Origin of the sequence: Marinobacterium aestuarii (assembly GCF_001651805.1) — a bacterium.
GTDB classification, from domain to species: Bacteria; Pseudomonadota; Gammaproteobacteria; order Pseudomonadales; family Balneatricaceae; genus Marinobacterium_A; species Marinobacterium_A aestuarii.
In genome coordinates this window covers 4068581-4094459 of record NZ_CP015839.1, presented here as the reverse complement: position 1 = coordinate 4094459, position 25879 = coordinate 4068581, and the positions used below count along the sequence as shown (strand labels likewise).

Below are 25879 nucleotides of genomic sequence, written 5' to 3'. Positions count from 1 at the left end.
GCTGATGCGCGGCGCCGCTGTTCCGGCCGCACAGCGGGCCTGATTCAAGACCGCATATATTGCAAATAACAAGTTCGCACCTCCTCGGCCCGCAGTAATGCGGGCCTTTTTTTATGTACAGGAAGTGCGGTACGCCGCGGGCGCATGGATGCGCGAGAGCGGCGATGTACAGGAAGTACGGTTCCTGAAAATTGCTCCTGCGTTTTCAGGATTTCCGCCATCCCTGGCGGTCCCCTGAAAAGTGCTCCTGCGTTTTCAGGATTTCCGCCATCCCTGGCGGTCATGCCGCGGGTGTGGCTGGGTCGGTTGGGCGCAGCACGGCAATGGGCAGAGTAATGAACTCATCGGGTGATGGACTTAGTTGCGCCGCATCCCGGGTGTGGCAGGAAATTTCGTTGGGTACTGGCAAAAAATGCATAGCCTTAGCTCTATAACTCATAACTAAAAATATTGAATTATGAATTATATGGTGGCAGTATCATGAAAAACACCCGCTAAAGGGGCGCCTATGAAAATCCTTTTGCTCAACCCCAATACCTCGGAAGTTCTCACCACTCAGCTTACTGAAGTGGCAACACGCTATGCCGCAGTGGGGACCGAGATCGTACCTGCCACCGGAGCCTTCGGTGTGCCCTATATCGCCAACCGGGCTGAAGCGGTGATTGGCGCCAGCGCTGCGCTGGAGATTCTGGCGCAGCAACATGATCAGGTGGACGGTGCCATTCTGGCGGCCTTCGGAGACCCTGGGCTGGGGGCGGCGCGGGAGCTGTTCGATATCCCCATCGTTGGTCTGGCGGAGGCCGGCATGCTGACCGCCTGCATGCTGGGTAAAAAGTTCGCCATAGTGACTTTTTCCACCGCCCTGGGCGCCTGGTACCAGGAATGTGTCGAGTGGAATCAGCTGCAGGATCGCTGCTGCGCCATCCGCATGCTGGATCAGCCGTTCAATTCCATAGGGGCGGTGCGGGATGAAAAGGAAGACCTGCTGGCGGAACTGGCGCTGGCGGCGGTGCGGGAAAACGGTGCTGATGTGATAGTACTGGCCGGTGCACCGCTGTCGGGGCTGGCGGATCGTATCCGCCACCGCGTTCCTGTGCCGATGATTGATTGCTGCGCGGCGGCCATCAAGCAGATTGAGGCACTGGTTAGCCTCAATCTCAAAGCGCCGGAAACCGGCACCTATTGCCGTCCCGGCGCCAAGGACACGACGGGGCTCAGTGCGGCCCTGGCCGCTCGCATCGAGCACCGCAGCTGATGAGTAACCTTGCCCAGAGTCTGCCAGCGCTGGATGCCGCGAGCCTTGCGGCGGTCATCGCCCGGGGGGAGCTCAGCCTGGCTGAGGTGGCCGAGGCCTTTATCGCAGCTGTGAACGAGCGTAACCCGCAGATAAATGCGCTGATTCGTTTCGATGCCCAGGCGGTCCTTAGCCAGTTGCCAGCGCTTGAAGCATTGCAGCGCTCGGGGCAGCCAGCACCCTTGCTCGGTGTGCCCTTTAGCGTCAAGGACACTATCTGGGTACAGGGGCAAAAGGCCACTCAGGGCTCCCGGTTGTTCGCCGGCTTTGTGGCGCCTGCCGATGCCGTGGCGGTTGAACGCCTGCGTCGGGCCGGCGCGCTGATCCTCGGTCACAGCAACAGCTCGGAATTTGCCTGCAAGGGCGTGACCACCAATAAACTCTACGGTCCGACCCGTAACCCCTGGAATCTCGATATGACGCCTGGGGGTTCTTCCGGCGGGGCGGCGGCGGCGGTGGCGGCGGGCCTCGGGCCTTTCGCGCTCTGTACCGATGGCGGTGGCTCCACGCGCCGCCCGGCCTCCCATACGGGCGTGGTGGGGTTCAAGCCTTCGGCAGGTCTGATTGCGCACCCGGTGGGTTTTCAGGAACCGCTGTTTGGCAATGGTGTCATCGGCCTGATGAGCCGCTCGGTGGCGGATCTGAACCTGCTGCTGCCGGTGCTGGCCGGCGCTGATGCCAGGGATTCTGATGCGCCTGCCGGTCTTCCTGCCTATAACGCGGCGGCGGCTCTGGTATCGGTAAAGGGGCTGCGCATCGCCCTGAGCCCGCGCTTTGGGCTCGATGTACCGGTAGAGCCGGAGGTTGCGGCGGCGATACAGCAGGTGGCGGTGCTGCTGCGTGATGCCGGCGCCATCGTGGAAGAACGCGATCCTGTCTGGCCGCCCGGTGCCGGCGAAGCGGCCTTTGCCACCTTGCAGTTTGCTGGACTCGCTGCGCTCTACGGTGAGCAGTGGCGCCAGAATCCCGATCAGTTCGATGCTGATATAGGTGCCCAGATAGAGCAGGGCATGGGGCTGTCGGGGGCTGCGGTGGCGGCGGCGTATTTTGACCGGGCGCAGCTGCAGCGCTCACTGGCCCAGCTGTTCGAGCACTGCGATGCGGTGCTTACGCCCACCACGCCCTGTACCGCCTGGCCCTTTACTGAGCTTGGCCCCAAAACCATTGACGGCCAGGCGGTATCGCCCCGCAGTCACGCGGTCTTTACGCCGATCATCAATCACAGTTTCCATGCCGCCCTTTCGGTGCCCTGTGGCCTGGCCAGCAACGGCCTGCCGATGGGGGCGCAGATTATCGTGCCACGTTTTCAGGATGCCAGAGCACTGGCGCTTGGCAGCCTAATAGAAGCGGCGCTGGGCCATGCCTTAGCCGCGCCCAAATGGCCTTTCGGCTGACGTAAGTGCTAACGAAGAACCCGATGGCCTGCGCCATCTACACTGAACGCAACAGGAGTAACACCATGAACGTAACTCTGAAACAGCCAGGTTTTAAACCGTCTCGTGTGAAAAGCCTGCTGGCGGCGGCGGTGATCACCGCCGGTGCTCTCTGTGCCGCGGGTTCCGCCAGCGCTGCGACCATTCGTCTGAGCACCACAGTGTCGGATTCGTCCAACTGGGTGAAGGCGGCCAACAAGTTCAAGGAGCTGGTTGAGGAGCGCAGCGGCGCCAAACACAAGGTTGAAGTCTATGCCAACGGTACCCTGGTCAGTGGCAACGACCGCGTGGAGCTGGAAATGGCCCAGGCCGGCGCCATCGATATCATCATGAAATCGACCCCCTGGCTGAGCCAGCTGAATCCGGACTTTGTGGTGGTATCCATGCCCTGGATTTTCCCCGATACGGATGCGGCCATGGCGGTGATGGATGGCCCGGTGGGCGACAAGCTCTCGGCAAAACTCGAATCCCAGGGGATTCGCACCCTGGCCTGGGGGTCCGGCAGCTTCTTTCAGCTCTATACCAACCCAGGCCCGATCGAGACCGTGGATGATATCAGCGGCGTGAAGATCCGCACGCCGGGATTGGAGCTGTACCTCGACTCCTGGTCTGCCATCGGCTCGGTGCCGGTGGCCATGAGCTTTGCCGAGGTGTTTACCGCGCTCCAGGCCGGCGCCATCGATGGCGGTATTTCTCCGATTCCGCTGATCTATTCATCGCGCTTCTATGAGGTCAGCAAGAACATTGCCATGGTGAATTATTCCTTCGAAGCCATCGGCATGCTGGCCAGCAATGTGTTCTGGAGCCGTCTGTCGGCCGAAGACCAGACGCTGGTGGGCCAGGCCGCCAAGGATGCGATGATCTATCAGCGTGAGGTGGCCGCCAGCGAAGAGGCGGATCTGGCCAAGGTGATGGAAGAGGCTGGCGTCAAGATCCATACCCCGTCCGCCGAGGCGCTGGCGGGCTTCAAGGCCAAGGTGGCGCCTGTCTATGCCACCTTCAAGGAGAAGGTTGGGGCTGAACTGGTTAGCGAAGTCGAGGCGCAGGTACAGGCGCTTAACTGAGGCGCCGTGCTGAGCCCGACAGGCGAGCAATGCCCGCCTATCAGGCTGCGTTCCTTCCGGTATGGCTAGCAGCCTGTCGGCTTTTCCGCAGTAGATTAGCGTTAAGTCCGACAGGCTGCTAGGCGCATCCACTGGAGACTGATGATGAAATATGTCGCTGCAAAAGCTACCAGCTGGCTCGACAGGCTGGAAAAATTTACGGTCGTCACGCTCTGCGGGTCTATTGTCGTGCTGATCTTCATGGGGGTGCTGTCGCGCTTCTTTTTCCACTACTCCATTGCCTGGTCGGAGGAGCTGGCCCGCTACATGTTCCTGTTGGGGGCCCTGTTTGGTGCCGCTGCGGCCTGCAAGACCGGCCAGCATGGCGGCATTCCGCTGCTGGTCGACAAGCTGCCACCGGCCTGGCAGCGCGTGACCGAGGTCATTGTCGGCATCTGCATGCTGGTGTTTATCGGTTTTCTGGCCTGGCTCAGTTACGGCACCACCCTGCGGGCCCTGGCCAGCGGCCAGTCCAGCATGACCACCGGCATCCCTGTCTGGGTAATCAACGGCGGCATGTTCATGGCGTTTTCGCTGGCCTTCCTGCGCACGATTCAAGGTCTTATTCTGGGCGCCTACCGAGTCGACAAACCGTTTGTGGATGAACATGAATGATGTGTTGTCTGCAGGGGCTGGCTCTTGAATCCTATCGGATCGACAAGCCGATCTGTTGTCTAGATGAGCGTCTGCACGGGCCGGTTCTTTAATCCTGTTGAAGGGACAATAGAGCCGACAAGCCGCAGCTTGCGAGTGATTGAATTATGCAGTTACTGACTAACCCGGCCATTATCGGCCTGATGGTGTTCTTCGGCTTTCTGGCCCTGAACGTCCCTGTTTTTGTATCCATCGGCCTTGCTGGCCTGATGGCCTTTGTGGTGTTTGAGATCGCGCCGCTGAGCGTGGTGCCCTATATCTTCTCCGGCTCGCTGGATTCCTTCCCGTTGCTGGCAACGCCGCTGTTCATTATTGCCGGCAACCTGATTACCCGTACCGGCATCGCCATCAAGCTGGTGCGCCTGGCCGAGATGATGCTTGGGCCCTTGCCGGGCGGTCTTGCACTCACGGTGCTGGTCACAGGCGCTATGCTGGGCTCAATGTCCGGCTCCAACATCGCTACAGTGGCGGCGCTGAGCTTTCTGGTCGGACCCATGGTGGAGCGCGGCTATGACCGTGGTTTTGCCGTGGCGGTGGTCGCCGCCGGCTGCACCTTTGGCGTGGTCATACCGCCGAGCATCGGCTTTATCATCTATGGCGTTATTACCGAAACCTCGATCCCCAAACTGTTCGCCGCCGGTGTCGGGCCGGGCCTGACCATGCTGCTGATCCTGGGCGGCTATGTACTCTTTATATCCAAGAAGCGGGGCTACAAGGGCGCGGATGTAGAGGAGCGTAACCTGGCGACATTTTTTGCCGCCTTCAAGGATGCCTTCTGGGGCCTGATGGCGCCGGTGATTATCCTGGGCGGTATCTATACCGGCATCTTCACCGCGACTGAAGCGGCGGCGGTGGCCGTGGTCTATCTGTTCCTGGTTGATCGTTTTGTGTACAAGCAGATTACCTTTGCCCAGCTGCCCGATGTGATCTTCGAGTCCGGCCGTACCATAGGCGTGATAGTGCTGCTGATTGCGACCTCGGCGGTCTATGGCTGGGTGATGCAGACCCAGGGCCTGGCTACCATGCTGAACGACTATATTCTGGATATCAGCGGCGGTAACGCCATTCTGATTCTGCTGTTCTTCAACCTGGTGCTGATCGTGTCCGGGGCCTTCCTTGAGCCCATTGCCGCCATGTACCTGCTGGTGCCGCTGTTCAAGCCCACTCTGCTGGCGATTGGCTTTGATCTGGTGCATTTCGGTGCGGTGCTGACGGTGAATCTGTCCATGGCGCATCTGACACCGCCTGTGGGTGTGGGGCTCTTCCTGGCCTCGCAGCTCGGCAAGGTGCCCTTCGCCACGGCGGCGCGCTTCGCGATACCCTTTGTTATCTGCGAGGTGATCGTGATACTGCTGGTGACCTACGTTAAACCCATCTCCATGTGGTTGCCGTCCCTGGTCGGTTAGCCGAGCGCAATCCAATCCATCGTTAAGGGCGCTTCACTCAACGCCCCCGGTTCTGGCCGGGGGCGTTCTTCGTTTGGCTGCAGCAAAGCTGGGCGATGGGCTTCAGTGTATCCGGCTTGTTGATGTTGTCGCCTGTCAGGCAATGCGGACCAGGTAACGCGGTAAATCCGGTTCGGGAAAGACCGACAGCACTTTTAGGCGGCGTTTGGTGCGCTCAGCAGCGGACCTGAGGTGGGCCTCCAGGCTTGCTGCTGCGGCGTCTATGGCATTGTGCAGCAGGTGATCCAGCACCAGTTTGTGTTCCATGAAGATGGGCTCCTGGCAGGTGGCACCCAGGGTATTGAAAAAAATTCGGTTCACCATTATGGGTAACTGGCTTTGGCGAATGATGGCAGCTGCCTTGCGATTTTTGGCGTGCTCAAGGCAGCGCTCATGCAGGTCTGCCTCGATTAGGGCGATGGCGCTGGTTGTGGGTGCTTGAGGGCCTGCCATCAGGCGTTCGAGTCTTTCACGCATGGCCAGGAGCGTGTCGTGATCCAGGTAGGGTGCTGATTCCTTCAGTGCCGCGGGCTCCAGCAGGGCGCGTATGGCGTAATCCTCTGCCACGGCTCTGGCGGTCAGCGGGCCTGCTACCCAGTTTGAATGCGGGTTTTTTTCTATCAATCCGCGGTCTCTGAGCCGGCTCAAAACTTCGCGGGCAATGGTGCGGCTGACACCAAAGTGTTCGCTAAGCTCGGTTTCATATATCCGGAAATGGCCGAAGGCGATACAGGTTGCGACGGCCTCTTCGACCTGGGCAAAAATACGATCTGCAGACGGGCGGGTATCGACGGCCGTTGTTGCCTGATCCAGCCCCAGGGATGTCTCCGACAGGGTGAGGCGCACAGGCTCCACAGGCGCGTCTTGCCGGGTCGCAAGATAGCCTCGGCCTTCAAACCGGCATATGAGTCCTTCGTCGTGCAGCAGCTCGAGCGCGCGCCTAACCGGTGCGCGGCTGGTGCCGAATACCTGGGCGATGGGCTCTTCAAGCAAGACCAGGCCAGGCGTAATGCGCCCCTGATTCAGGGACGTGCGCAGGCTGTCCCGGATTGTCATGTAGCGGGGGCGGGTGGAGCCGTCCTTGTCTGGCTTTTTCATATCGTCTTCTCGCCTGCTATGGGCCATTGGGTCCTGTCCCCGTCGCGCTGAATTTTATTTTTTACGGTCATTACATAAAAAAGACATTATTTGTGTCGGCTTTTAGCCGCTGACGGATGCGTCTAAGCCTGTTGCTTTCTCGCCGGCGAGGTCGGGGTTCTATGCCCCGGGGCCGCTAACCCGTGCAGTGTACAGGTCGGCGTTGCGGACTTCACGGCTTGGGCACCAGGATGGATGGATGAATGTTCTTCAACCCCAGCCAGCAAGGACTCTGTCTGGGGTCTGGCTGGCGGATGACCGGCTTATGGCGGATGCGGGCCGTACTTTGGGTGATTGACGGGTCTGACGGCGGTTGCTCACTTGAGGGCGGTGCCGGCTGGAAGCCTGATGTATTTTCATGATCATATAAACGTATGTTGAATTCAATGTACGTTTATATTAGGTTTGTTGGTATCTGCTTGTCTTGTCCCGCTGTGCGACGCCTGTTCCGGTCCCGGCAAGAGAGCTTGAGGGTAGAAGCAATAACAATTACAACGCGGAGAAAGTGTTATGACTGGCGTAACTAATGTAATCGGGCAAAGTCCGGACCTGGCGGCCGAAGGCAAAAGCCACCTGCTCGAGAAGTCGATACTTCCCGTCCGGTTTGACCAAAGAACCATAGGTTTCTTTGGGTTTATTGCGATGTGGGTTGGCATGGCGGTAATCATCGCCACCTTTCAGCTCGGGGCCGGCGGGGTCTCGGGCCTGCCGCTCAGTACCGTGATCATCACTATCCTGCTCGCCAATATGGCGCTGGGCATCGTAATGACCCTGACGGCAGATATTGGCACCGAACACGGGCTGTCGTTTGCTGTGTACCTGAGGGCGCCCTTTGGTGTTTTTGGCACCCATCTGCCGGCGGTGTCCCGCGGTATTGTTGCTGCGCTCTGGTTTGGTATTCAGACGTACCTGGGGGCCCTGGCGCTGAATGGCATCGTTGAGTACCTGACAGGCTTCAATAACTGGTTTGTCTGGTATGCCGCCTTCGCGATTGTGCAGGTCATCAATACGGCAATGGGTATCCGGGCTGTTGAGGTGCTGGCCAGTATTGCCGCGCCAGCCATTATCGGCATTTCGGTGTGGATGTATTTTATGCTGGATAACCTTGCTGTGGCCCAGGGGCTGAATATCTGGACCTTCCAGGGCACCGGGCAAGTCTCTGTGCTGGCACTCTTTATCGCCAATATGTCTTTCTGGTCGGCGCTGGCCGTTGATATTCCGAACCTGACCCGCTATCTGCGCACCCAAAGTGGCGCCCGCAGCTTTATGCGCCGTAACCGCAATGTGTTCGTGGCCCAGTTTATTGCACTGCCCTTTACACAGGCCTGGATTGCGCTCATTGGCGCCGCCTCCTTTATTGCGGCGGGTGACTGGAACCCGGTGACGGTTATTCAGCAGCAGGGCCAGGGGGCCAGCCTGATCGTACTGCTGGTCATGGTCATCCTGGCGCAGTGGTCGACCAACAACTCAGCCAACCTGATTCCGGCCGCGCTGACCTTTGTTAACGCAGCGGCTCCGCGCCTGTCCTATGCCTACGGCATTGTGCTGGCCGGCATCATCGGAACCCTGGCCATGCCCTGGCTGATTCTGGATAACCTGTTCACCTTCCTGGGTTACTACGGTGCGCTGCTGTCAGCGGTGGGCGGCATCATAGTTGCGGATTACTACGTTGTTCGCAGACGTCGACTGAATGTTCCCGCGCTGTATAGCGCGGACGGTCAATACCGCTTTATGGCGGGTGTGAACCCGGCGGCCATGATCGCCTGGATTCTGGGTGGCGGGCTGGCGCTCTACTTTCTGACCTATGCCTATGTTGTTGGATTCGGTGCTGCCTTTGTCATTTACCTGATTCTGATGAAAATCTGGATTCTGCCCAGGTACCCCCAGGCCGAGATCGACTCCGGTTTCAGCGACAACTACCTGGCCACCTCGGTGGGTCTGGACTGGGTGCATGAAGGCAATGGCGAGTTTGTACGCCGGCCCCCGGGTGAGACTGCGACAGCGACGGCCGGGAAAGCGGATGCTTGATCTTTCCTGACGCCATTAACCCGGGGCGGGATCTGCCTCCCCGGCTACCACTTTGTGCGGTTTACGCATTTCCACTTACCCAGGAGCCAGGACCATGACGCAACAATTGCCTGAATATCCTTCTGCCCTGGCGCTGGGGCTTTCCATTGCCGCGCTGCAGCTTGATCCGGTGGATCTGCTGGAGTGCTGTTTGCAGCGGGCGCGGGAGTCATCCGGTGTCTTTATATCGCTCACAGCCGACAGGGCCCGTGCCGAAGCTGAAGCTGCACGACTCAGGGCCCGCGCTGGATGCCGTCTGGGGCCTCTGGATGGTGTGCCCGTGGCCTGGAAAGACCTGTTCGATATACGCGGCTCCATCACCACCGCAGGGTCGCGGATTTTCGCCGAGGCAGAACCGGCCCCTGCCGACGCCACTGTGGTACGCCAAGCCGCGGGGGCGGGGGTTGTTTCAATGGGCAAAACCAACCTGACTGAGCTGGCCTATTCGGGGCTGGGGCTCAACCCCCACTTCGGTACGCCGCTCAACCCCCATGATGCCAGCGCCCCCCGCATACCGGGGGGCTCGTCTTCAGGTTCAGCCGTGGCCGTGGCGACCGGTTGCGCGGCCATTGGGGTGGCCACCGATACCGCAGGCTCGATACGGATCCCGGCCGCATTCAATGGGCTGGTGGGATTTAAAACCTCATCCGCCCGGCACAGTCGAGCGGGTGTCTTTGCGTTGTCCCAAACCCTGGACAGCCTGGGGCCTATCGCCAGAACGGTGCAGGACTGTGTGCTGTTTGAAGCCTGCATGTCCGGCCGGGCGGGTGATCTGCCTGAGCCGGCCTTGCCCGGCGCCTGCCGCATTGTTCTGGATGAGACGGTTCTGGACGAGACGGTTCTGGGTGAGCCTGGCGTGGCGCCTGCGGTGCGGGACAACCTGGAAAAAGCAGTGGCGCAGTTGCAGCAGCAGGGTTTCATTGTGCAGCGACGCCGGCTGCAGTCGGTGGCTATGGTGCGGGACCTGATCGCCAGTGCCGGCTGGCTGGGGGCCGCTGAAGCCTACACCGAGCATCGGCTACTGTTACAGAGCGACAAGGCCGCGTTGCTGGACCCCCGGGTTAGAGCCCGCCTGCTGGCGGCGGCTTCGATGCCGGTGGAGGCGGTGGTGTCACTTTATCAGCAGCGTATTCGGCTGCAGCAACAGCTGGCGGCGGAACTGGACGGGGCGGCGCTGCTGTTACCGACGGTGGCCCATACCGCGCCTTTGCTGGCGCCACTGCAAGCCAGCGCCGATGTATTTGCACGGGTCAATCTGGCGACATTGCGTCTGACCATGATTGGCAGCTATCTCGATCTGCCCACTTTTGCGCTGCCCACCGGTACTGATGCCGACGGCCAGCACAGCAGTATGCAGATATCTCTACCGACCGGTGAGGATGATCGGTTAATTCGCATGGCGCTGGGTGTTGAGCGCGCACTTAATAATGAATCTCGAGGAAAATAAAATGGCTAAGGAAATTCTCTGCGCTTTTGGGGTGGATGTTGATGCTGTCGCAGGCTGGCTCGGCTCCTACGGTGGTGAAGACTCCCCCGACGATATCTCCCGCGGTCTTTTCGCCGGCGAAGTGGGTAGCCCGCGACTGCTCAAGCTGTTCGAGCGCTATAACCTCAAGACGACCTGGTTTATCCCGGGTCACTCGATTGAGACCTTTCCCGAACAGATGAAGGCCGTGGCCGCCGCAGGTCATGAGATCGGCCTGCATGGCTACAGTCACGAAAACCCCATTGCCATGACGCGGGAACAGGAAGAAGCGATTCTGGATCGCAGCATTGAGCTGGTGACGGAATTGAGCGGCAAGCGCCCGACCGGTTATGTCGCGCCCTGGTGGGAGTTCAGCCCGGTGACCAATGAGCTGTTGCTGGAGCGGGGCATCAAATACGATCACAGCCTTATGCACAACGACTTCCATCCCTACTACGTACGGGTGGGCGACTCCTGGACCAAGATCGACTACTCCAAACATCCCCTCGAGTGGATGAAACCGCTGCAACGGGGTGAGGAAACAGACCTGATCGAGATCCCCGCCAACTGGTACCTCGATGATCTGCCGCCGATGATGTTCATCAAGAAAGCGCCCAACAGCCATGGCTTTGTCAATCCACGGGATGTTGAAAGCATGTGGCGCGACCAGTTCGACTGGGTATACCGGGAGAACGACTACGCGGCCTTCACCATGACGATACACCCGGATGTGTCGGGCCGGCCCCAGGTGCTGATGATGCTGGAACGCCTGATTGAATATATCCAGTCCCATGAGGGTGTGCGCTTTTGTACCTTCGATGAAATTGCGGATGACTTCAAAAAACGCCAGCCCCGCAATGTCTGAGCATTAGCCCGGCGGCTTACATTGCCGCAGGTGGAGGCGTGATGTGCTCGGCATCACGCCCTTTCATGATGAGTGGAGGTATCTATGTGCGGATTATGCGGCACTTTTGGCATTGAGGAACACTGGACGGTTGATAAGACGGCGGTAGCTCCGGATCCTGCGTATCGGCGGCGAGAACGGTTTCGCCGTATTGCCCAGGCCAACCGGATTCTGAGTTTCTCCCGCCTCAAGCTGGAAGACTTTCAGGGCGCGTCTTACGTCCTTTGCAGCGCGACGGGCAAGCAGGAAATGGTCTCGGATCTTGGAGCGCTGTGGCAACTGGCCGATACGCTGTCCAGTGTTCGTCTGGACCCGCTGGATCCGGCGTTGCTCAGGCATGTGCAGCAGGCTGCATCGGCATGACCGGGGTCACGGATTTTGATGTCATACCGGTGCATGTTGTCACCGGTTTTCTGGGCAGTGGCAAAACCACGCTGCTGACACGGCTGCTGGCCAGCGAGGAATTTGGTGACACCGCGGTACTGGTGAACGAGTTTGGCGAGGTGGGGCTGGATCATCTGCTGCTGGGTGAAATTGCGCCCAATACGGTGCTGCTCAAAAGTGGCTGTGTCTGCTGTACCGTGCGCGGCGAGCTGGTGGATGCCCTGCGTGATCTGTTCTCTCGCCGCCAGCGCGGTGAAATCCCTGCCTTCAAGCGTGTCGTGCTGGAGACAACGGGGCTGGCTGAACCGGCGCCCATTGTTGCGACCCTGGCGGCGGACCCCGTAATCCGGCATCACTTCAGGCTGGGCGGGATTGTCACGGTGATCGATGCCCTGAATGCACTGGCGACGCACAGCGCTGAGCCTGTGTGGATTGAGCAGCTCAGTGCTGCAGACCGTTTGATACTGACCAAAACAGATTTGCTGCCCGAGGGCGAGGTGCAGCAGGTACTGGCACAGCTGTCGGCGCTGAACCCGCTGGCGCCTGTCACTCTGGCGACTGAGCAGGCATTGCCGATAGACGAGATACTGCCGCTCACCCAGGCCACCGATGGCCCGATGTCTGTGCGCTTGGCGCCGGCGGTTAACGGGGCGGCCAAAGCTGTGGGCAGCCATCTGGGCCAGACGCAGTCATTCTGCCTGGAGTTTGGACAGCAGATCGACTGGACCGCCTTTGGTCTCTGGCTTTCGCTGTTGCTCAATAGGCACGGCCGAAATATCCTGCGGGTTAAAGGTCTGCTGAATATTGCGGGATTTGCGGCGCCTGTGGCCATTCAGGGCGTGCAGCATCTGGTGCATGCACCGGTTCACCTGCCCAAGTGGCCCGACGATAAGCGGCGTTCATGCCTGGTGTTTATTACCCGGGAGCTGGATGCGCGTACCATAGAGCAATCATTTTCGATTTTTGTGCAGGGCCTGCGGCTATAGGACGTTTTCCAATGACAACAACAGACTTAATGCCAGCGGCCTCTGAACCCAGAGCGCCTGCCATTAAGCGCAGTACTGTAACGCTACGCATTCTGGGGACATCGGTGACCCTGCTGGAGCAGATCCGGCAGCAGGCCCGACAGGACCTGGGCATCAAGATAGAATTCAAAATTCTGGATGGCGTCGCAGCCCAGCGCGTGGGCGTGATGTCGCCGGATTCCTTCGATGTCTATGACCAGTGGTTCCACAACATCGACTTTGTCTGGCCGGCCCGCGCCATCCAGCCGATCGACACCCGCCGTATCCTGTACTGGGACGAGATCAACAGCCTGCCCAAAACCGGTCGATTGCTTGCCGGCACCAACATGGGGCTTGGCGGGACGCCGGCGCAACGGTTGTTCGTGCAGCCGGACGGGAGCCTGGGGGCGCGCCCGAGCGAACGCATCAGCATGTTGCCGGTCACCCATAACGCCGACAGTTTCGGCTACCGGCTTGACCGTTTGCCCAGGGGCATGGCGCAGGAGGAGGAAAGCTGGGCATGGCTGCTGGATGAACGCTGGCGTGGCAAGGTGGGCTTGCAGAACGACAGTGCCATTGGCGCGATTGATGCGGCACTGGCGGTTCAGGCCGCCGGGCTGGCCGAGTTCAGCGATATCGGCAACCTCTCGGTCGAAGAGATCGATACCCTGATCGACATTCTTATCAAGCGCAAACGGCTGGGCCACTTCAAGGCCTTTTGGGGTAACTACGGCCAGGCGGCCGAGCAGATGGCGCTGGGGAATGTGGGTATCGAGAGCCTTTGGTCACCCGCCTTTGGCGAGCTGAGAAAGAAAGGCATAGACGTCAAGAGTGCGGCACCCAAAGAGGGCTATCGTGCCTGGTACGGCGGCATGGCGATATCCACCCATGCCCGTGGCCGGGTACTGGACGCCGCCTATGAGTACATGAACTGGTGGATGTCGGGCTGGGCCGGCGCCGTGATTGCCCGCCAGGGCTACTACATATCAAATCCTGACCGGGCCAGGCTACAGCTGACGGATGCCGAATGGGCCTACTGGTACCAGGGCCTGCCCGCATCTGAGGATCTGTGCGGGCCTGATGGCGAGCGCATGATTCGCCAGGGGGAAGTGCGCGATGGCGGCAGCTACGAAAATCGCATGAGTCGCGTGGCGGTCTGGAATTCGGTGATGGACGAGCACAATTATCTGGTACGCCGCTGGAACGATTTTATGTCCGCCTGAAGCCCGTAAAAATAGCTGCGTTAGCGAGGAGAGTGGCTGAGCTGCTGGCGCAGGAACTGGCGAAACAGCTGCAGCGGGTAAGGCCGGTGGGGCATTTTCACCATCAGCGCATAGAGATGCAGCGGTGGGCTCTGGTGCTCCCTCAATACCGGGACGAGCCGGCCGAGCTTTATGTCCTCGGTCACCAGAAATTCGGGAATCAGGGCAATGCCTTCACCGGCCACTAATGCCTCACGCAGCAGCAGGCTGTTGTTTGATTGCATGCGTATTGGCGGATAAACAACCTGGCCGCTGTTAAAGCGCCAGGGCGAGATCTGGGTCCCGCGGCAGAAGACCAGGCACCGGTGCCGGGCAATGTCTGTTGGTGTCGCGGGCTGGCCGTGGCGTTCGATATAGGCCGGCGCCGCGCAGGCAATATGCTGGTAAGTCGCCAGCCGCTGGCAGATAAGTGAGCTGTCGGCCAGTTCGCTGGCCAGGCGCAGCACCAGATCGTAGCGCTCCTCCTGCACACTGACGAACTCATCCCCCAGCTGGGCATCCAGCTCAATATCGGGATACTGCTGCATAAAGCGTGTCGCCATGCCGGTGAAATGGCTCAGTCCCCACGACATGGGCATGCTGATTCTGATCTTGCCCCCATGACCCGCGTTAGCGCCGGCGCCGATGGCCTGGTCACCCCCCAGATGATCGACTACTACCTTGGCTTTGCCGAAGGAGGTTTTGGTCTGATCATTACCGAGGGCCTTTATACGGACCGGGTCTACAGCCAGGGTTACCAGGGCCAGCCGGGGCTGACCTGCCAGGCACAGGCTGAAAGCTGGGCGCCGCTTAACCAGGCGCTGCATGCCGCTGGCGCCCGCAGCATTGCACAGCTGATGCATGCCGGTGCCCTGTCACAGTTCAATGGCTTTAATACCGACACGGCGGGCCCTTCGGCGGTTAAGCCCCGGGGACAGCAGATGGGCTTCTACGATGGCGAGGGTGGCTATGCAATCCCCAGGGCAATGACCCAGTCCGATATCGATGCTGCTATTGCGGGTTTTGCGGGCGCTGCACAGCGGGCGCAGGCTGCGGGCTTTGATGGTGTTGAGGTCCATGGCGCCAATGGCTACCTGCTGGATCAGTTTCTGTCGGCCGGCAGCAATGAGCGTACCGATGGCTATGGCGGCACCCCACAAAATCGTGTGCGCCTGATCCTTGAGGTTATCGCTGCGGTGCGCGCGGCGACAAGCGCAGACTTCGTGATTGGCGTACGTATTTCACAGAAGAAAGTAAACGACGATCAGCACCTCTGGCCAGAGGGGGAGGCAGCTGCTGCGGCGATCTTTGGCGCTATAGGCCAGGCGGCACTGGCCAACCCCGATTGGGTCCTGCGTGCACGCAGCGGCACCGCGCTGCGCGAGTTCGAGTTTGCCATGCTGGCACCGCGGGCAGATCTGGATAACGCCCAGCGCTACTTTGCCGAGCGCGCCTCTGTGGTCAGCGCCTGAACGCAGTCTCAGCAGCCGGCCTGGCGATATTTTCAGCCTTGAGCCTGTGTTGTGAACTGATAAACACGGCTGGTACTTCAGGCAATCCCTCCGACTCTGGATAGGCGGGATAGGCGGGATAGGCTGGATTTCTGGTCATAAACAGCAAAATGCCGCAGGCCTGTGCCTGCGGCATTTTTTTGCGTATCTGAACCCGAAGCGCTACGCGCTTAGCTTTCAGCTCTAAGCCTTCAGCTTTAAGCCTTCAGCTCTAAGCTTCCAGCTTCCGGCTGGCTCCTTGGCGACTGTCAGGCCCGGGCCGTTTCAGGGTGCTGCATCATGCTGCGGATGGTATCGCCGGTCTTGTTGACGTGGTCAAACAGAATGCGGCCGGCGCGCAGACCATCCCGGGCCAGCAGTGCCTCGACCAGCGCCCGGTGTTCCTGCACCGATTCATCCCAGTGGGCGTCCGACAGGGTGGAGAAGTAGCGCCCGCGGCGGGTACGGCCGCTAATCAGGCTGTGTACTCGCTGTAACTGGCGGTTGCCCGACAGGTCTATCACCTGCTGGTGTACCTGCAGGTTAAGGGCGAAGTAGGCGCGGGGGTCGCGGGCACGGTAGTGCGCTTCCATCTCCAGATTCAGCAGCCTGAAGGTGTCAAGTTCTGCATCGCTGGCACGCTGGGTGGTCAGCTCTGCGGCCAGGCGTTCCAGCCCGCTGAGAACATCAAACAGCTCGCTGAGTTCGGCTTCGCTTACTGCAGTAACGCGGGCACCCCGGTGGGGTTCGATGCTGATCAGGCCTTCGCTTTGCAGCACCTTGAGCGCTTCGCGCAGCGGCGTGCGGGAAATATCCAGCAGGGCACACAGCTCCACCTCATCCACCCGGCTGCCTTCGGCCAGGGTTTCCTCGGTGATCATGGTCCGCAGATGTTCGGCAACATCCTCGTGCAGCAGGCGCCGCCGGACGCTGTGTGTGAGCCGGACGCTTTGATTCATGCCTATCTTCCTCTGTTCTGTGACGCGCGGACCGGCCGCGGTCAAAGGCGGCAAAGCGCCTGAAAACGGGCTCTTTCGGTTCCTGTCAGCCTGCTCTGGGGCTTGCCAGCGGCGAAAATCTGTTGCTGCGCCGCCTCGAAACCATGACTGACAATATTTAATTCATAATTATGTTGATTCTAGTGATGCCTTAGGGGCAGGTCAATCTGTCTGTGCTTCAATGGGGTGCGCCCACCGCTTTTATGGTTTTTTATTGTTTAATAACAATAGCTTGAAAATAATATGGGAATTAAAAATATTGAATTATTAATATATTCTATTCTTTGTGCTTGCCTCTGTGCTCATTTCTGGTGCAGATCGTGAACGAGGGAAGAAGGGATCTGGCCCCGAAAAGTGGGCAGACAGGTTATAAGCTGAACCCTGTAGGTTGGTAATGAGCGTAGCGAATTCCGACATCCGCAGCGTCGCTGTGGAGCACAGTTCAAAGGTGCAAAGTCTGATGCTAGCTACGAATGACGAATGACGAATAACGAATGACGGCTTCTTTAACCTCCTGCTCAGCGGTTGATGTGACCCATAGACGTGGGCACAGCTGGATCGCCCGCTCGAACTCAGCTGGATCGCCCGCTCGAACTCAGCTGGACCTACTTGGTACCCGGGGGTTCGCAGGTTCCTTCCGACATCCGCAGCGCTCCGCTGTGGAGCACAGCTCAAAAGAACACTGATGCTCGCTACAAATTACAAATAACAAATAACAACAGCCAGCGCGCAGCCGCATTCGTTGAGGCACGGATGTTGCTGAAAAGTACCGCGAAGGAGGCCAGCCGCGCAGGCAAAAGAGAGGCGGCGCAAAAGCGCATGGCGGCTTGTCATCTCTAAATCTCTGGTGTATATATTGTTCATAATTAGAAATTCATAATTATATTTTTAAGAGTGGCTGCTGATTGATCCGGCCAGTGAGCCCCCTGAGCCCAGCAAGTGAAGGGGGATTCTGACCGGTAAGATCGGCGGCAATAGGCTGGAAACCAAGAGGAAACATGATGCGAAACAATAACAAGGCGCCATCCCGACTGGATAACCTGGCACGGGCCTGTGTCCGCACGACATTGGCGACCGGGCTGGTGGCGGCAACGCTGTTCTCGGCCAGCGCCATGGCGGAAAAAAACCTGCGTTTGGCGGGCAACTTTGCCAGCACCCATTCCAGCAGTGTGGCGATGGAGCAGTTCAAGGCGCGCCTGCCGGAAGTCTCCAAGGGGGCGCTGACCGTGGACGTCTTCCCGGCCATGCAGCTGGGCGGCGCCAAGGAGAATATCGATCAGGTGCGCTCCGGCGTGCTGGAAATGACCTGGGTGGGCGCCTCCTACCTGTCACGCATAGTGCCGGAACTGGAAGCGGTGAGCCTGCCCTTTGTCTACGCCAACCGTGACGAAGCCTTCAAGGTGGTGGATGGCCCTGTGGGGACCCTGCTGAACGAAAAACTGGCGGACAAGGGCTTTGTCGCCCTGGGCTTTATGGAACTGGGGTCGCGCCAGGTTACCAACAGCCAGCATCCGATCCGCACCCTGGCGGATTTCGAAGGTCTCAAGATTCGCCTGCAGCCCAACGAAACCCACCTCTCTACCTTCCGCGCTTTGGGCGCAAGCCCGGTTTCAATGGGCATCAACGAGGTCTACTCAGCGCTGCAGCAGGGCGTGATCGATGGCCAGGAAAACCCCTACAGCGTGATCGAGACCCAGAAGTTTAACGAGGTACAGACCTATCTGACCGATACCTCGCATTTCTTCGACTTTATCGTGGTAGTGGCCAACAAGCGCAAGTTTGACAAGCTCGATCCGGCGGAACAGCAGGCCCTGCGCGATACCATGGGCGAAGCCGTTGCCTGGCAGCGGGCCAAGGCAGCTGAAGAGGATAGCGCCGCGCGGGACAAACTGGTGGCGTCCAATATGGAGCTGGTTCAGGTTTCCCCCGAGCTGCGTCAGCAGATGCGTGAGCGTACTGCACCTGTGATCGAGGCGCTGAAGGAACGTATCGGCTCTGATGTGATTGATGCCGTACTGGCGGAAGTGCAGTAATGACGGACCGGGTTCTTGACGGAGCCCCGGTGGCGGAGGAGGCCGTAGCGGTCTCCCCGCTGGTCCGGCGCTATCAGCAGATGCTCAAGGCCGCCGACGGGCTGTCGTACGGGCTCATTGCCCTGACGATGACCCTGATGACGGGGCTGGTAACGGCCCAAGTGGTGCTGCGCTACTTCTTTGGTGACTCGCTGGACTGGGCCGATGAAATGTCGCGCCTGGCCTTTGTCTGGTCGATCTTTCTGGCCTTGCCCCACGGCATCAAGAAAGGCATTCACGTCGGTATCGATATCCTTATCAACCAGTTTGGTTCGCGCATCCGCGAAGGCCTGATGCGGCTGATGCTGGCGTTCAGCGGCGGCTTGATGCTGCTGGTGCTGTGGCAGGCGGTGCTGGTGGCCCGGGAAGCCTGGGGCGAGATGATGCCCACGGTGGAACTCAGCGTTTCGGCCTTCTATGTGGCGGTGATTATCTCCATGGCCCACGCCTTTTTGCATCTGGCGTTTCTGGTCTGGCAGGGCACCCATGTCTGGGGGGATGAATAATGGTTGTTGTATCCATTGGCATATTCTTCGTGCTGGCGCTGCTGGGCATGCCGCTGGCCTTTGCGCTGGGTTTCTCGGCGCTCGGCGCCTTTGTTTTCGGTGATATCGATCTGGCACTGATGCCGCAAAGCATGATGCACGCGGTCAATTCCTTCCCGCTGATGGCGATTCCGCTGTTTATGCTGGCGGGCGAATTTATGGTGGGCGGCCAGATCATGCAGCGCGTGATCGACTTCGCCAACGCCGTGGTGGGGCGGGTGCAGGGCGGGCTGGCCCATGTGACCATTCTGTCCGGGCTCGGTCTGGCCTCGGTCACGGGAGCTGCCGTGGCCGGTGCCAGTGCGCTGGGCACCACCATGATGCCGTCCCTGCGCAAGCACTACGACAATGGTTTCGGCTCCGCCGTGGTGGCCTCGGCATCGAACCTGGGGCCTATCATTCCGCCCAGTGCCGCCATGATCGTTTATGCCCTGATGGCCGGCTCCAGCGTTTCGGTGGGCGGGCTCTTTATGGCAGGTGTGGTGCCGGGCATTCTGCTGACCGTGGGCATGATGGGTCTGGCGACCTGGATGTCGTACCGCAGTGGCTATGAGCCCACCGGCGAGCCCTTCTGCTGGCGCAATGTGCTGCTACAGAGCCGCCGTGCCGGGGTTATTCTGCTGATGCCGGTGCTGGTGATCGGCGGTATCGTCGGCGGGGTTTTCACCGCCACCGAGGGTGCGGCCATCGCCGTGATCTACTCGCTTCTGGTGGGCCTGTTCGTGACCCGTAAGCTGAAAATCGCCGCCATTCCGGGCTGCATGTTCCGCGCCGCCCTGACATCTGCGGTGGTGGGCGCGCTGATTGCCTTCGCCAAGCCGGTAACCTTCGTCTTCACGCTGGATCTGCTGCCGCTGCATCTGTCGCAGTTTATTCAGGGCTTTACCGCCGATCCGATGGTATTCCTGGCGCTGGTCATGGGCATGCTGCTGGTGGTGGGGATGTTCCTGGAATCGAACGCGGCCTACATCATGCTGGCACCGCTCTTTGCCCCCATAGCACTGGCCTATGGCATAGATCCGCTCTACTTCGGCTTCCTGTTCGTGATGAATCTGGTGGTGGGCATGATGACACCGCCTGTGGGCGTGCTGCTGTTCGTGATGTGCGGTATTTCCAAGATCTCCATCGGTGAACTGCTGAAATCGGTCTGGCCCTTTATCGTGCTGCAGTATCTGGTGCTGGGGCTGTGCTGGATCTTCCCCGATATCGTTACCGCGCTGCCCAGGGCCCTCGGCTATTAACCCCACGGCTGCTTAATGACACTGATCCCGGAGCGCCCGCGGGCGTTCCAGGCTGACTATATAAAGAAGAAGGACAATAACGATGAACCAACGTACCTTGCTGGGTGTGCTGACGCCCTCGTCCAATACAGTGCTGGAACCCTTGACCGCCGAGATGCTGCACGGCGTGCCGGATGTCAGCGCCCATTTTGGCCGTCTCAAGGTCACTGAAATTTCCCTGCGCGATCAGGCCCTGAGCCAGTTCGACAACGAGCCTTTTCTGCGCTCGGCCCGCCTGCTGGCCGATGCGCGGGTGCAGTCCATTACCTGGAGCGGCACCTCGTCGGGCTGGCGCGGCTTTGGGGATGACGAAGCACTCTGTGAAGTGCTGCAGGCCGAAACCGGCATCCCCGCCTGTACTTCGGTGCTGGCGCTGAACGAGATCTTCCACAAGACCCGGGTGAAGAACTTCGCCCTGGTGACGCCCTATCTGGAGGATGTGCAGGAAAAAATCATCGCCAACTACCGCGAGGCGGGCTTCAACTGCATCGCCGAGCGTCATCTGGGGGACAAGGGCAATTTTTCCTTCTCCGAGTACAGCGAGGAAACCATTGCCGATATGGTGCGGGCCGTGGCGGCCGAACAGAAGCCTGATGCCATCACCATCTTCTGCACCAACCTGCGCGGCCCCCGCGTAGCGGCTGCGCTTGAAAAGGAGCTGCAGATTCCGATCTACGACAGTATTGCTACTGGCCTGTGGAAGGGCATGAAGCTGGCCGGTGCCGATACCCGTCGCATCAAGGGCTGGGGGTCACTCTTTAGCGAGGTTGATTGAGCCGCTTGCCATGATGGGTTTCACCGCATTAACAGATGGGTAGCATGGGTGCAGTGGCGTAACTTATCGGACATTAGACAGATACTGCGAGGCCGGTACGCCACCTAACCCATCATGGGTTTCGGGCGGCTGGTATTGTCTGATACTTCCTGATGGGTTGCACCGCCGCGCCACCTTGGCGCCGGCCGTTGATGGGTGCACCCCTGGCGAGCGGTTGCACCGCGTCCTACGCTTTGGCGCCCATCATCGGATTAGGGCGGCGCTTGCTGTCCGGTACTTCCCTGATGGGTGACACCGCCTTACACTCCGGCGCAGCTGATCAGGCAAGAATGCCTGTGCGGCTTCCCCCATCCTGCTGGTGCCAAGGAGCTTTGTCATGGTCTGGTTTTTGCCGCTGGGGTTATGCCTGGCCATAGTGGCGGCACTGTTGTTGCCGGGGCCTGGCGTTGCGCTCAATCAGCTGGGCCTGCCGGCGCTGCTGGTGGCGCTGATCTTCCTGATCAATGGCATGCAAACCAGGCTCTCGGGCCTGCGGCCCGAGCCGCGCTTTGGCGCTACTTTTGTCGCCGCAGCTCTGATCAGCCTGCTGCTGTCGCCGCTGCTGGGTTGGTTTATTGTGCGGGGCAGCGGGGTGGATGCAAGCCTTGGCCTGGGTCTGCTGGTGATGGCGCTGGTGCCGCCGACCCTGTCGTCCTGCATAGTGCTGACCCGGGTCGCCGGTGGCAAGGCGATCTGGGCGCTCTTCCTGACCCTGGGGCTGAACTTTCTTGGCATACTGACGATTCCACTGCTGCTCAGCACCCTGGTGGGCAGCTCCATCGAGCTGTCGCCCTGGCCGCTGCTGTTCAAGCTGCTGCAAATCGTGCTGCTGCCCTTTGTGCTGGGGCTGCTGCTGCGACCCCTGCTGGGCGCTCTGATACAGGCGCCCTGGCTCGGGGTGGTACCGACGGTCAGCGTAATAGCGACTGTCTGGATCACCCTGTCCGCCAGCGAGGCCTCGCTCTATCAATTATCCCTGCTGGCACTGGCCGGCATCGCGGTGCTGGCGTTTGTGCTGCATGGCCTGCTGTTGCTGCTGAGCATGCTGGCGGCACGGTTGCTGAGTCTTCAGGCCGCCGAGCGCAGCGCCCTGATGCTGACGGCCTCACAGAAGACATTGCCCGTGGCGGTGTCTGTGCTGGTGGGGCTGGGATCCTCCACTGGCGTGGCGGTGATCAGCTGTATTCTGTTTCACTTGCTGCAACTGCTGTTTGATTCCCTGTTGGCGCCACGGCTGCGGCGCTGATTTCGGGTCAGTTTCTGCTGACCCTTCTTTCTGGCTGTTTCCTGAGACTCTGTGCATTGCGGTGCTGCAGAGCGTTCTGCTGTCTTCTGATTCGTGATTCGTGATTCGTCATTGGTCATAGCATTGGTGATGCGTCATGTGCATTCGGCCCGGTCTTACCCTGAAAATAGCCGGAAGAGGGACATGTTTTTCCGTATTGATACGCCGAAAAACCACACTTAAATCGGTAAATATTCTTTTAAATCAGTCTGTTGGTTTGATTGTTACCGCTATCTTTATGCGGAATAAAATATATTGCATTCATAATTATATCGGAGGTAGGATAGTTTTAACGCTTAACGAACGGGAAGCGGGTCCGGCGCCAGAGCCTCTGGCTGTTGCTAGCAGAGGCGGGCCGGATAGCCGCCTTCGAGAGAGGAATCACCATGTCTGAGTTCCCTGCAACTGACGCTTCATCTTCACAGTCCCAGCCCCAGTTTGATCTGGTAATCCGCAACGGCCAGGTTGTGACCGCCGCCGATACTTCCTACTGCGACATCGGTATCCGGGATGGGCGCATTGTCGCCCTGGGTGAAAACCTGGCCGCCGGGCATGAAGAGATCGATGCCAGCGGCAAGCTGGTGCTGCCAGGCGGCGTGGATGCCCACTGTCACCTGGATCAGCCGATGCCGGAAGGCATGAAGATGGCGGACGACTTTACCAGCGGCACCCGCTCCGCCGCCTGTGGCGGCACCACCACCCTGATTCCCTTTGCGGCCCAGGAAAAAGGCCAGTCGCTGCGTGCCGCGGTGGAGGACTATCACCGCCGCGCCGAGGGCAAGGCACTGGTGGACTACGCCTTTCACCTGATCGTTACCGACCCCACCGAGAAGGTGCTCAAGGAAGAGCTGCCACAGCTGATCCGCGAGGGTTGCAGCTCGTTCAAGATCTACATGACCTACGACGACCTGAAACTCGATGACGGCCAGATCATCGATGTACTCAGCGTGGCGCGCAACGAAGGCGCCATGGCCATGATTCACGCCGAAAACTCCGACTGCATCAGCTGGCTGACCAAGCGCCTGCTGGCGGCCGGTCATACCGAGCCACGCTATCACGCCGCCGCCCGCCCCATGCTGGTGGAACGGGAAGCGGCGCACCGCGTTATCGCCTATGCGGAGCTGGTGGATGTGCCGATTCTGATCGTGCATGTCTCAGGTGCAGAAGCCGTGGAGCAGATCCGCTGGGCGCGGGGTCAGGGGCTGAGCGTCTTTGCCGAAACCTGCCCGCAGTACCTGTTTCTTACCGCCGAAGACCTGGGCATCGATGGCTATGAAGGCGCCAAGTGCGTCTGCAGCCCGCCGCCTCGGGACAAGGCCAACCAGCAGGTGATCTGGGACGGGCTTAGCGATGGTCTCTTCACGATATTTTCGTCCGACCACGCGCCCTTCAATTACGAGGATCCGCTGGGCAAGAAGCCGGGCGGCAAGGAAGTAGATTTCCACTATATCCCCAACGGTATTCCGGGGCTGGAAACGCGCCTGCCGCTGCTGTTTTCAGAAGGCGTGGGCAAGGGGCGCATCAGCATCAACCGCTTTGTCGAACTCACCTCCACCAACCCGGCCAAGCTCTACGGCCTCTATCCGCAAAAGGGCAGCATTGCCGTGGGGGCCGACGCCGACCTGGTGATCTGGGATGCGCAGCGTGAAGTGACCATCCGCAACGAGCAGCTGCACCACGACGTGGATTACACCCCCTACGAGGGCATGCAGATTACCGGCTGGCCCGAGACCACCCTGTCCCGGGGCGAAGTGGTCTGGGGTCAGGGCGTACCCAGCGATGCGGTGGGCCGGGGGCGCTTCCTGCACTGCGGTCGGCCTGAAATGGCCAAGCCGCGGGTGCGATAGCGCTGTTTCATCTATACCTGCTGGCCGGGCCTGTGCCCGCGCCTGTGCCAACTTGTCATCGAGCGTTTTAAATAACAACAAGGAGATCGCGAATGACTTACCGAAGTGGCCGCCACTTTTTGCAGATACCGGGCCCCAGCAATGTGCCGGATCGCATTCTGCGGGCGATGGACAAACCCACCATGGATCATCGCGGGCCGGAATTTGCCGAGCTCGGCAAAACGGTGCTGGCCGGGATGAAACAGATCTTCAAAACCGAGAACCCGGTGGTGATCTATCCGGCTTCAGGCACTGGAGCCTGGGAAGCGGCGCTGGTGAACACCCTCAGCGCCGGTGACCGGGTACTGATGTGCGAAACCGGCCAGTTCGCCACCCTGTGGCACGGCATGGCGGCGAAGCTGGGGCTGGATGCCGAGTTTATCGGCGGCGACTGGCGCCATGGGGTTGACCCCCAGGCGGTACAGCAGCGCCTGAGCGCCGACAGCGATCACCGCATCAAGGCGGTGTGCGTGGTACACCACGAAACCTCCACCGGCGTGACCAGCGATGTGGCGGCGGTGCGCCGTGCCATTGATGCCGCTGGCCATCCGGCGCTGCTGCTGGTGGATACCATTTCCGGGCTGGGCTCGGTGGATTTTCGTACCGATGAATGGGGCGTGGATGTCGCCATCACCTGTTCCCAGAAAGGCCTGATGATGCCGCCGGGGCTGAGCTTTAACACTATCAGCGCCAAGGCGCTGCAAGCCTCCAGAACGGCCGGTCTGCCGCGCTCCTACTGGGGCTGGGACGAAATGCTGCAGCACAACGCCCGAGGCTACTTCCCCTATTCGCCGGCCACCAACCTGCTGTACGGCCTGAAGGAAGCCATCGCCATGCTGCTGGAAGAGGGGCTGGATAACGTCTTTGCCCGTCATGCCCGCTACAGCGAAGCCACCCGCCGGGCAGTGCGCGCCTGGGGGCTGGAAGTCCTGAGCCTGGTGCCCTCCGAACACAGTAATGTGCTCACCGCCGTACTGATGCCCGAAGGCGAGAGTGCCGACCGGCTGCGGGCGGTGATTCTGGAACACTTCGACATGTCGCTCGGCACCGGTCTGAACAAGCTGCAGGACCGGGTGTTCCGCATTGGCCACCTGGGTGACTTCAACGATCTGACCCTGATCGGCACCCTGGCGGGCGTCGAGATGGGGCTGAGTACGGCCGGCATTGCCCATAACAAGGGTGGTGTACAGGCGGCGCTGGATTATCTGGCCGAGGTGGCCGCAAGCGGGCAGCGCAGCCAGCAGCAGCGGGTCGCCTGATGTATACGGACGTGGGCGCTGGCGCCCACGCCCACCCTTCGTCATTCAAGACGAAATGCTCGACCGCATTCCGCGGAGCAGCTTGCAGGCCCTTGTCCTGAGAGCTCGATTATAAAAAT

At 60.0% G+C, this 25879-nt stretch carries 22 protein-coding genes; 19 read left to right on the top strand and 3 right to left on the bottom strand.

Annotated elements, in window-relative coordinates:
* Window positions 1-508 precede the first annotated feature (508 nt).
* From A8C75_RS17850 to A8C75_RS17830, 5 genes are all read left to right on the top strand, one after another.
* The gene (locus tag A8C75_RS17850; RefSeq protein ID WP_067385500.1) at window positions 509-1255 is read left to right on the top strand and encodes an aspartate/glutamate racemase family protein; all 747 of its coding nucleotides are present in this window, start codon (window positions 509-511) and stop codon (window positions 1253-1255) included.
* Complete coding sequence (locus tag A8C75_RS17845; RefSeq protein WP_067385498.1) at window positions 1255-2688, top strand: amidase; 1434 nt, start codon at window positions 1255-1257, stop codon at window positions 2686-2688. The genes A8C75_RS17850 and A8C75_RS17845 overlap by 1 nt, the downstream gene beginning before the upstream one ends.
* Before the next feature lie 65 nt (window positions 2689-2753).
* Window positions 2754-3791, top strand: a complete 1038-nt coding sequence (locus A8C75_RS17840; RefSeq protein ID WP_067385496.1) for a TRAP transporter substrate-binding protein — start codon at window positions 2754-2756, stop codon at window positions 3789-3791.
* A 141-nt stretch (window positions 3792-3932) separates the two neighbouring features.
* The gene (locus tag A8C75_RS17835) at window positions 3933-4445 is read left to right on the top strand and encodes a TRAP transporter small permease (RefSeq protein WP_084784137.1); all 513 of its coding nucleotides are present in this window, start codon (window positions 3933-3935) and stop codon (window positions 4443-4445) included.
* A gap of 146 nt (window positions 4446-4591) precedes the next feature.
* Window positions 4592-5890, top strand: coding sequence for a TRAP transporter large permease (locus tag A8C75_RS17830; RefSeq protein ID WP_067385494.1), 1299 nt, complete (start codon window positions 4592-4594; stop codon window positions 5888-5890).
* A 135-nt stretch (window positions 5891-6025) separates the two neighbouring features.
* On the opposite strand, the gene A8C75_RS17825 is transcribed toward A8C75_RS17830, so the two are convergent.
* The gene (locus tag A8C75_RS17825) at window positions 6026-7027 is read right to left on the bottom strand and encodes a GntR family transcriptional regulator (RefSeq protein WP_067385493.1); all 1002 of its coding nucleotides are present in this window, start codon (window positions 7025-7027) and stop codon (window positions 6026-6028) included.
* Between the two features lie 549 nt (window positions 7028-7576).
* On the opposite strand from A8C75_RS17825, the gene A8C75_RS17820 reads away from it, so the two are divergent.
* The 6 genes from A8C75_RS17820 (at window position 7577) to A8C75_RS17795 (ending at window position 14113) form a co-directional block, all read left to right on the top strand.
* Window positions 7577-9094, top strand: coding sequence for an NCS1 family transporter (locus tag A8C75_RS17820; RefSeq protein WP_067385492.1), 1518 nt, complete (start codon window positions 7577-7579; stop codon window positions 9092-9094).
* 94 nt (window positions 9095-9188) lie between these two features.
* Entirely contained in the window at window positions 9189-10580 is a 1392-nt protein-coding gene (locus A8C75_RS17815) for an amidase family protein (protein WP_067385490.1), read from the top strand.
* A gap of 1 nt (window position 10581) precedes the next feature.
* Entirely contained in the window at window positions 10582-11463 is an 882-nt protein-coding gene (locus A8C75_RS17810; RefSeq protein WP_067385489.1) for a polysaccharide deacetylase family protein, read from the top strand.
* 84 nt (window positions 11464-11547) lie between these two features.
* Window positions 11548-11865: a hypothetical protein gene (locus tag A8C75_RS17805; protein ID WP_067385487.1), complete on the top strand. Its 318-nt coding sequence runs from the start codon at window positions 11548-11550 to the stop codon at window positions 11863-11865.
* Window positions 11862-12872: a CobW family GTP-binding protein gene (locus tag A8C75_RS17800; RefSeq protein ID WP_067385485.1), complete on the top strand. Its 1011-nt coding sequence runs from the start codon at window positions 11862-11864 to the stop codon at window positions 12870-12872. The genes A8C75_RS17805 and A8C75_RS17800 overlap by 4 nt, the downstream gene beginning before the upstream one ends.
* Window positions 12873-12883: 11 nt before the next feature.
* On the top strand, window positions 12884-14113 hold the full coding sequence (locus tag A8C75_RS17795) for an ABC transporter substrate-binding protein (RefSeq protein WP_227819959.1): 1230 nt from the start codon (window positions 12884-12886) through the stop codon (window positions 14111-14113).
* A 20-nt stretch (window positions 14114-14133) separates the two neighbouring features.
* Here A8C75_RS17795 and A8C75_RS17790 read toward each other — a convergent pair whose 3' ends face one another.
* The gene (locus A8C75_RS17790) at window positions 14134-14724 is read right to left on the bottom strand and encodes a substrate binding domain-containing protein (protein WP_157890324.1); all 591 of its coding nucleotides are present in this window, start codon (window positions 14722-14724) and stop codon (window positions 14134-14136) included.
* Between the two features lie 27 nt (window positions 14725-14751).
* Here A8C75_RS17790 and A8C75_RS17785 point away from each other — a divergent pair, with 27 nt between their 5' ends.
* The gene (locus A8C75_RS17785; RefSeq protein WP_067385479.1) at window positions 14752-15603 is read left to right on the top strand and encodes an oxidoreductase; all 852 of its coding nucleotides are present in this window, start codon (window positions 14752-14754) and stop codon (window positions 15601-15603) included.
* 287 nt (window positions 15604-15890) lie between these two features.
* Here A8C75_RS17785 and A8C75_RS17780 read toward each other — a convergent pair whose 3' ends face one another.
* Window positions 15891-16580 carry a GntR family transcriptional regulator gene (locus A8C75_RS17780; protein ID WP_067385477.1) on the bottom strand — a complete coding sequence of 230 codons (690 nt, stop codon included), beginning with the start codon at window positions 16578-16580 and terminating at the stop codon, window positions 15891-15893.
* Between the two features lie 1037 nt (window positions 16581-17617).
* Here A8C75_RS17780 and A8C75_RS17775 point away from each other — a divergent pair.
* The 7 genes from A8C75_RS17775 to A8C75_RS17745 all read left to right on the top strand — a co-directional run bounded on the left by A8C75_RS17775 (window position 17618) and on the right by A8C75_RS17745 (window position 25760).
* A complete protein-coding gene (locus A8C75_RS17775) occupies window positions 17618-18652 on the top strand; it encodes a TRAP transporter substrate-binding protein (RefSeq protein ID WP_227819958.1) in 1035 nt (344 codons plus the stop codon).
* Entirely contained in the window at window positions 18652-19197 is a 546-nt protein-coding gene (locus tag A8C75_RS17770) for a TRAP transporter small permease (RefSeq protein WP_067385475.1), read from the top strand. Before A8C75_RS17775 ends, A8C75_RS17770 begins: the two co-directional genes overlap by 1 nt.
* Complete coding sequence (locus A8C75_RS17765; RefSeq protein WP_067385473.1) at window positions 19197-20477, top strand: TRAP transporter large permease; 1281 nt, start codon at window positions 19197-19199, stop codon at window positions 20475-20477. Before A8C75_RS17770 ends, A8C75_RS17765 begins: the two co-directional genes overlap by 1 nt.
* Before the next feature lie 82 nt (window positions 20478-20559).
* The gene (locus A8C75_RS17760) at window positions 20560-21291 is read left to right on the top strand and encodes a maleate cis-trans isomerase family protein (protein WP_067385471.1); all 732 of its coding nucleotides are present in this window, start codon (window positions 20560-20562) and stop codon (window positions 21289-21291) included.
* Window positions 21292-21667: 376 nt separating this feature from the next.
* Window positions 21668-22576 carry a bile acid:sodium symporter gene (locus A8C75_RS17755; protein WP_067385469.1) on the top strand — a complete coding sequence of 303 codons (909 nt, stop codon included), beginning with the start codon at window positions 21668-21670 and terminating at the stop codon, window positions 22574-22576.
* A gap of 425 nt (window positions 22577-23001) precedes the next feature.
* A complete protein-coding gene (gene hydA / locus A8C75_RS17750; protein ID WP_067385467.1) occupies window positions 23002-24462 on the top strand; it encodes a dihydropyrimidinase in 1461 nt (486 codons plus the stop codon).
* Between the two features lie 92 nt (window positions 24463-24554).
* Window positions 24555-25760: a pyridoxal-phosphate-dependent aminotransferase family protein gene (locus A8C75_RS17745; RefSeq protein WP_067385465.1), complete on the top strand. Its 1206-nt coding sequence runs from the start codon at window positions 24555-24557 to the stop codon at window positions 25758-25760.
* Window positions 25761-25879 lie beyond the last annotated feature (119 nt).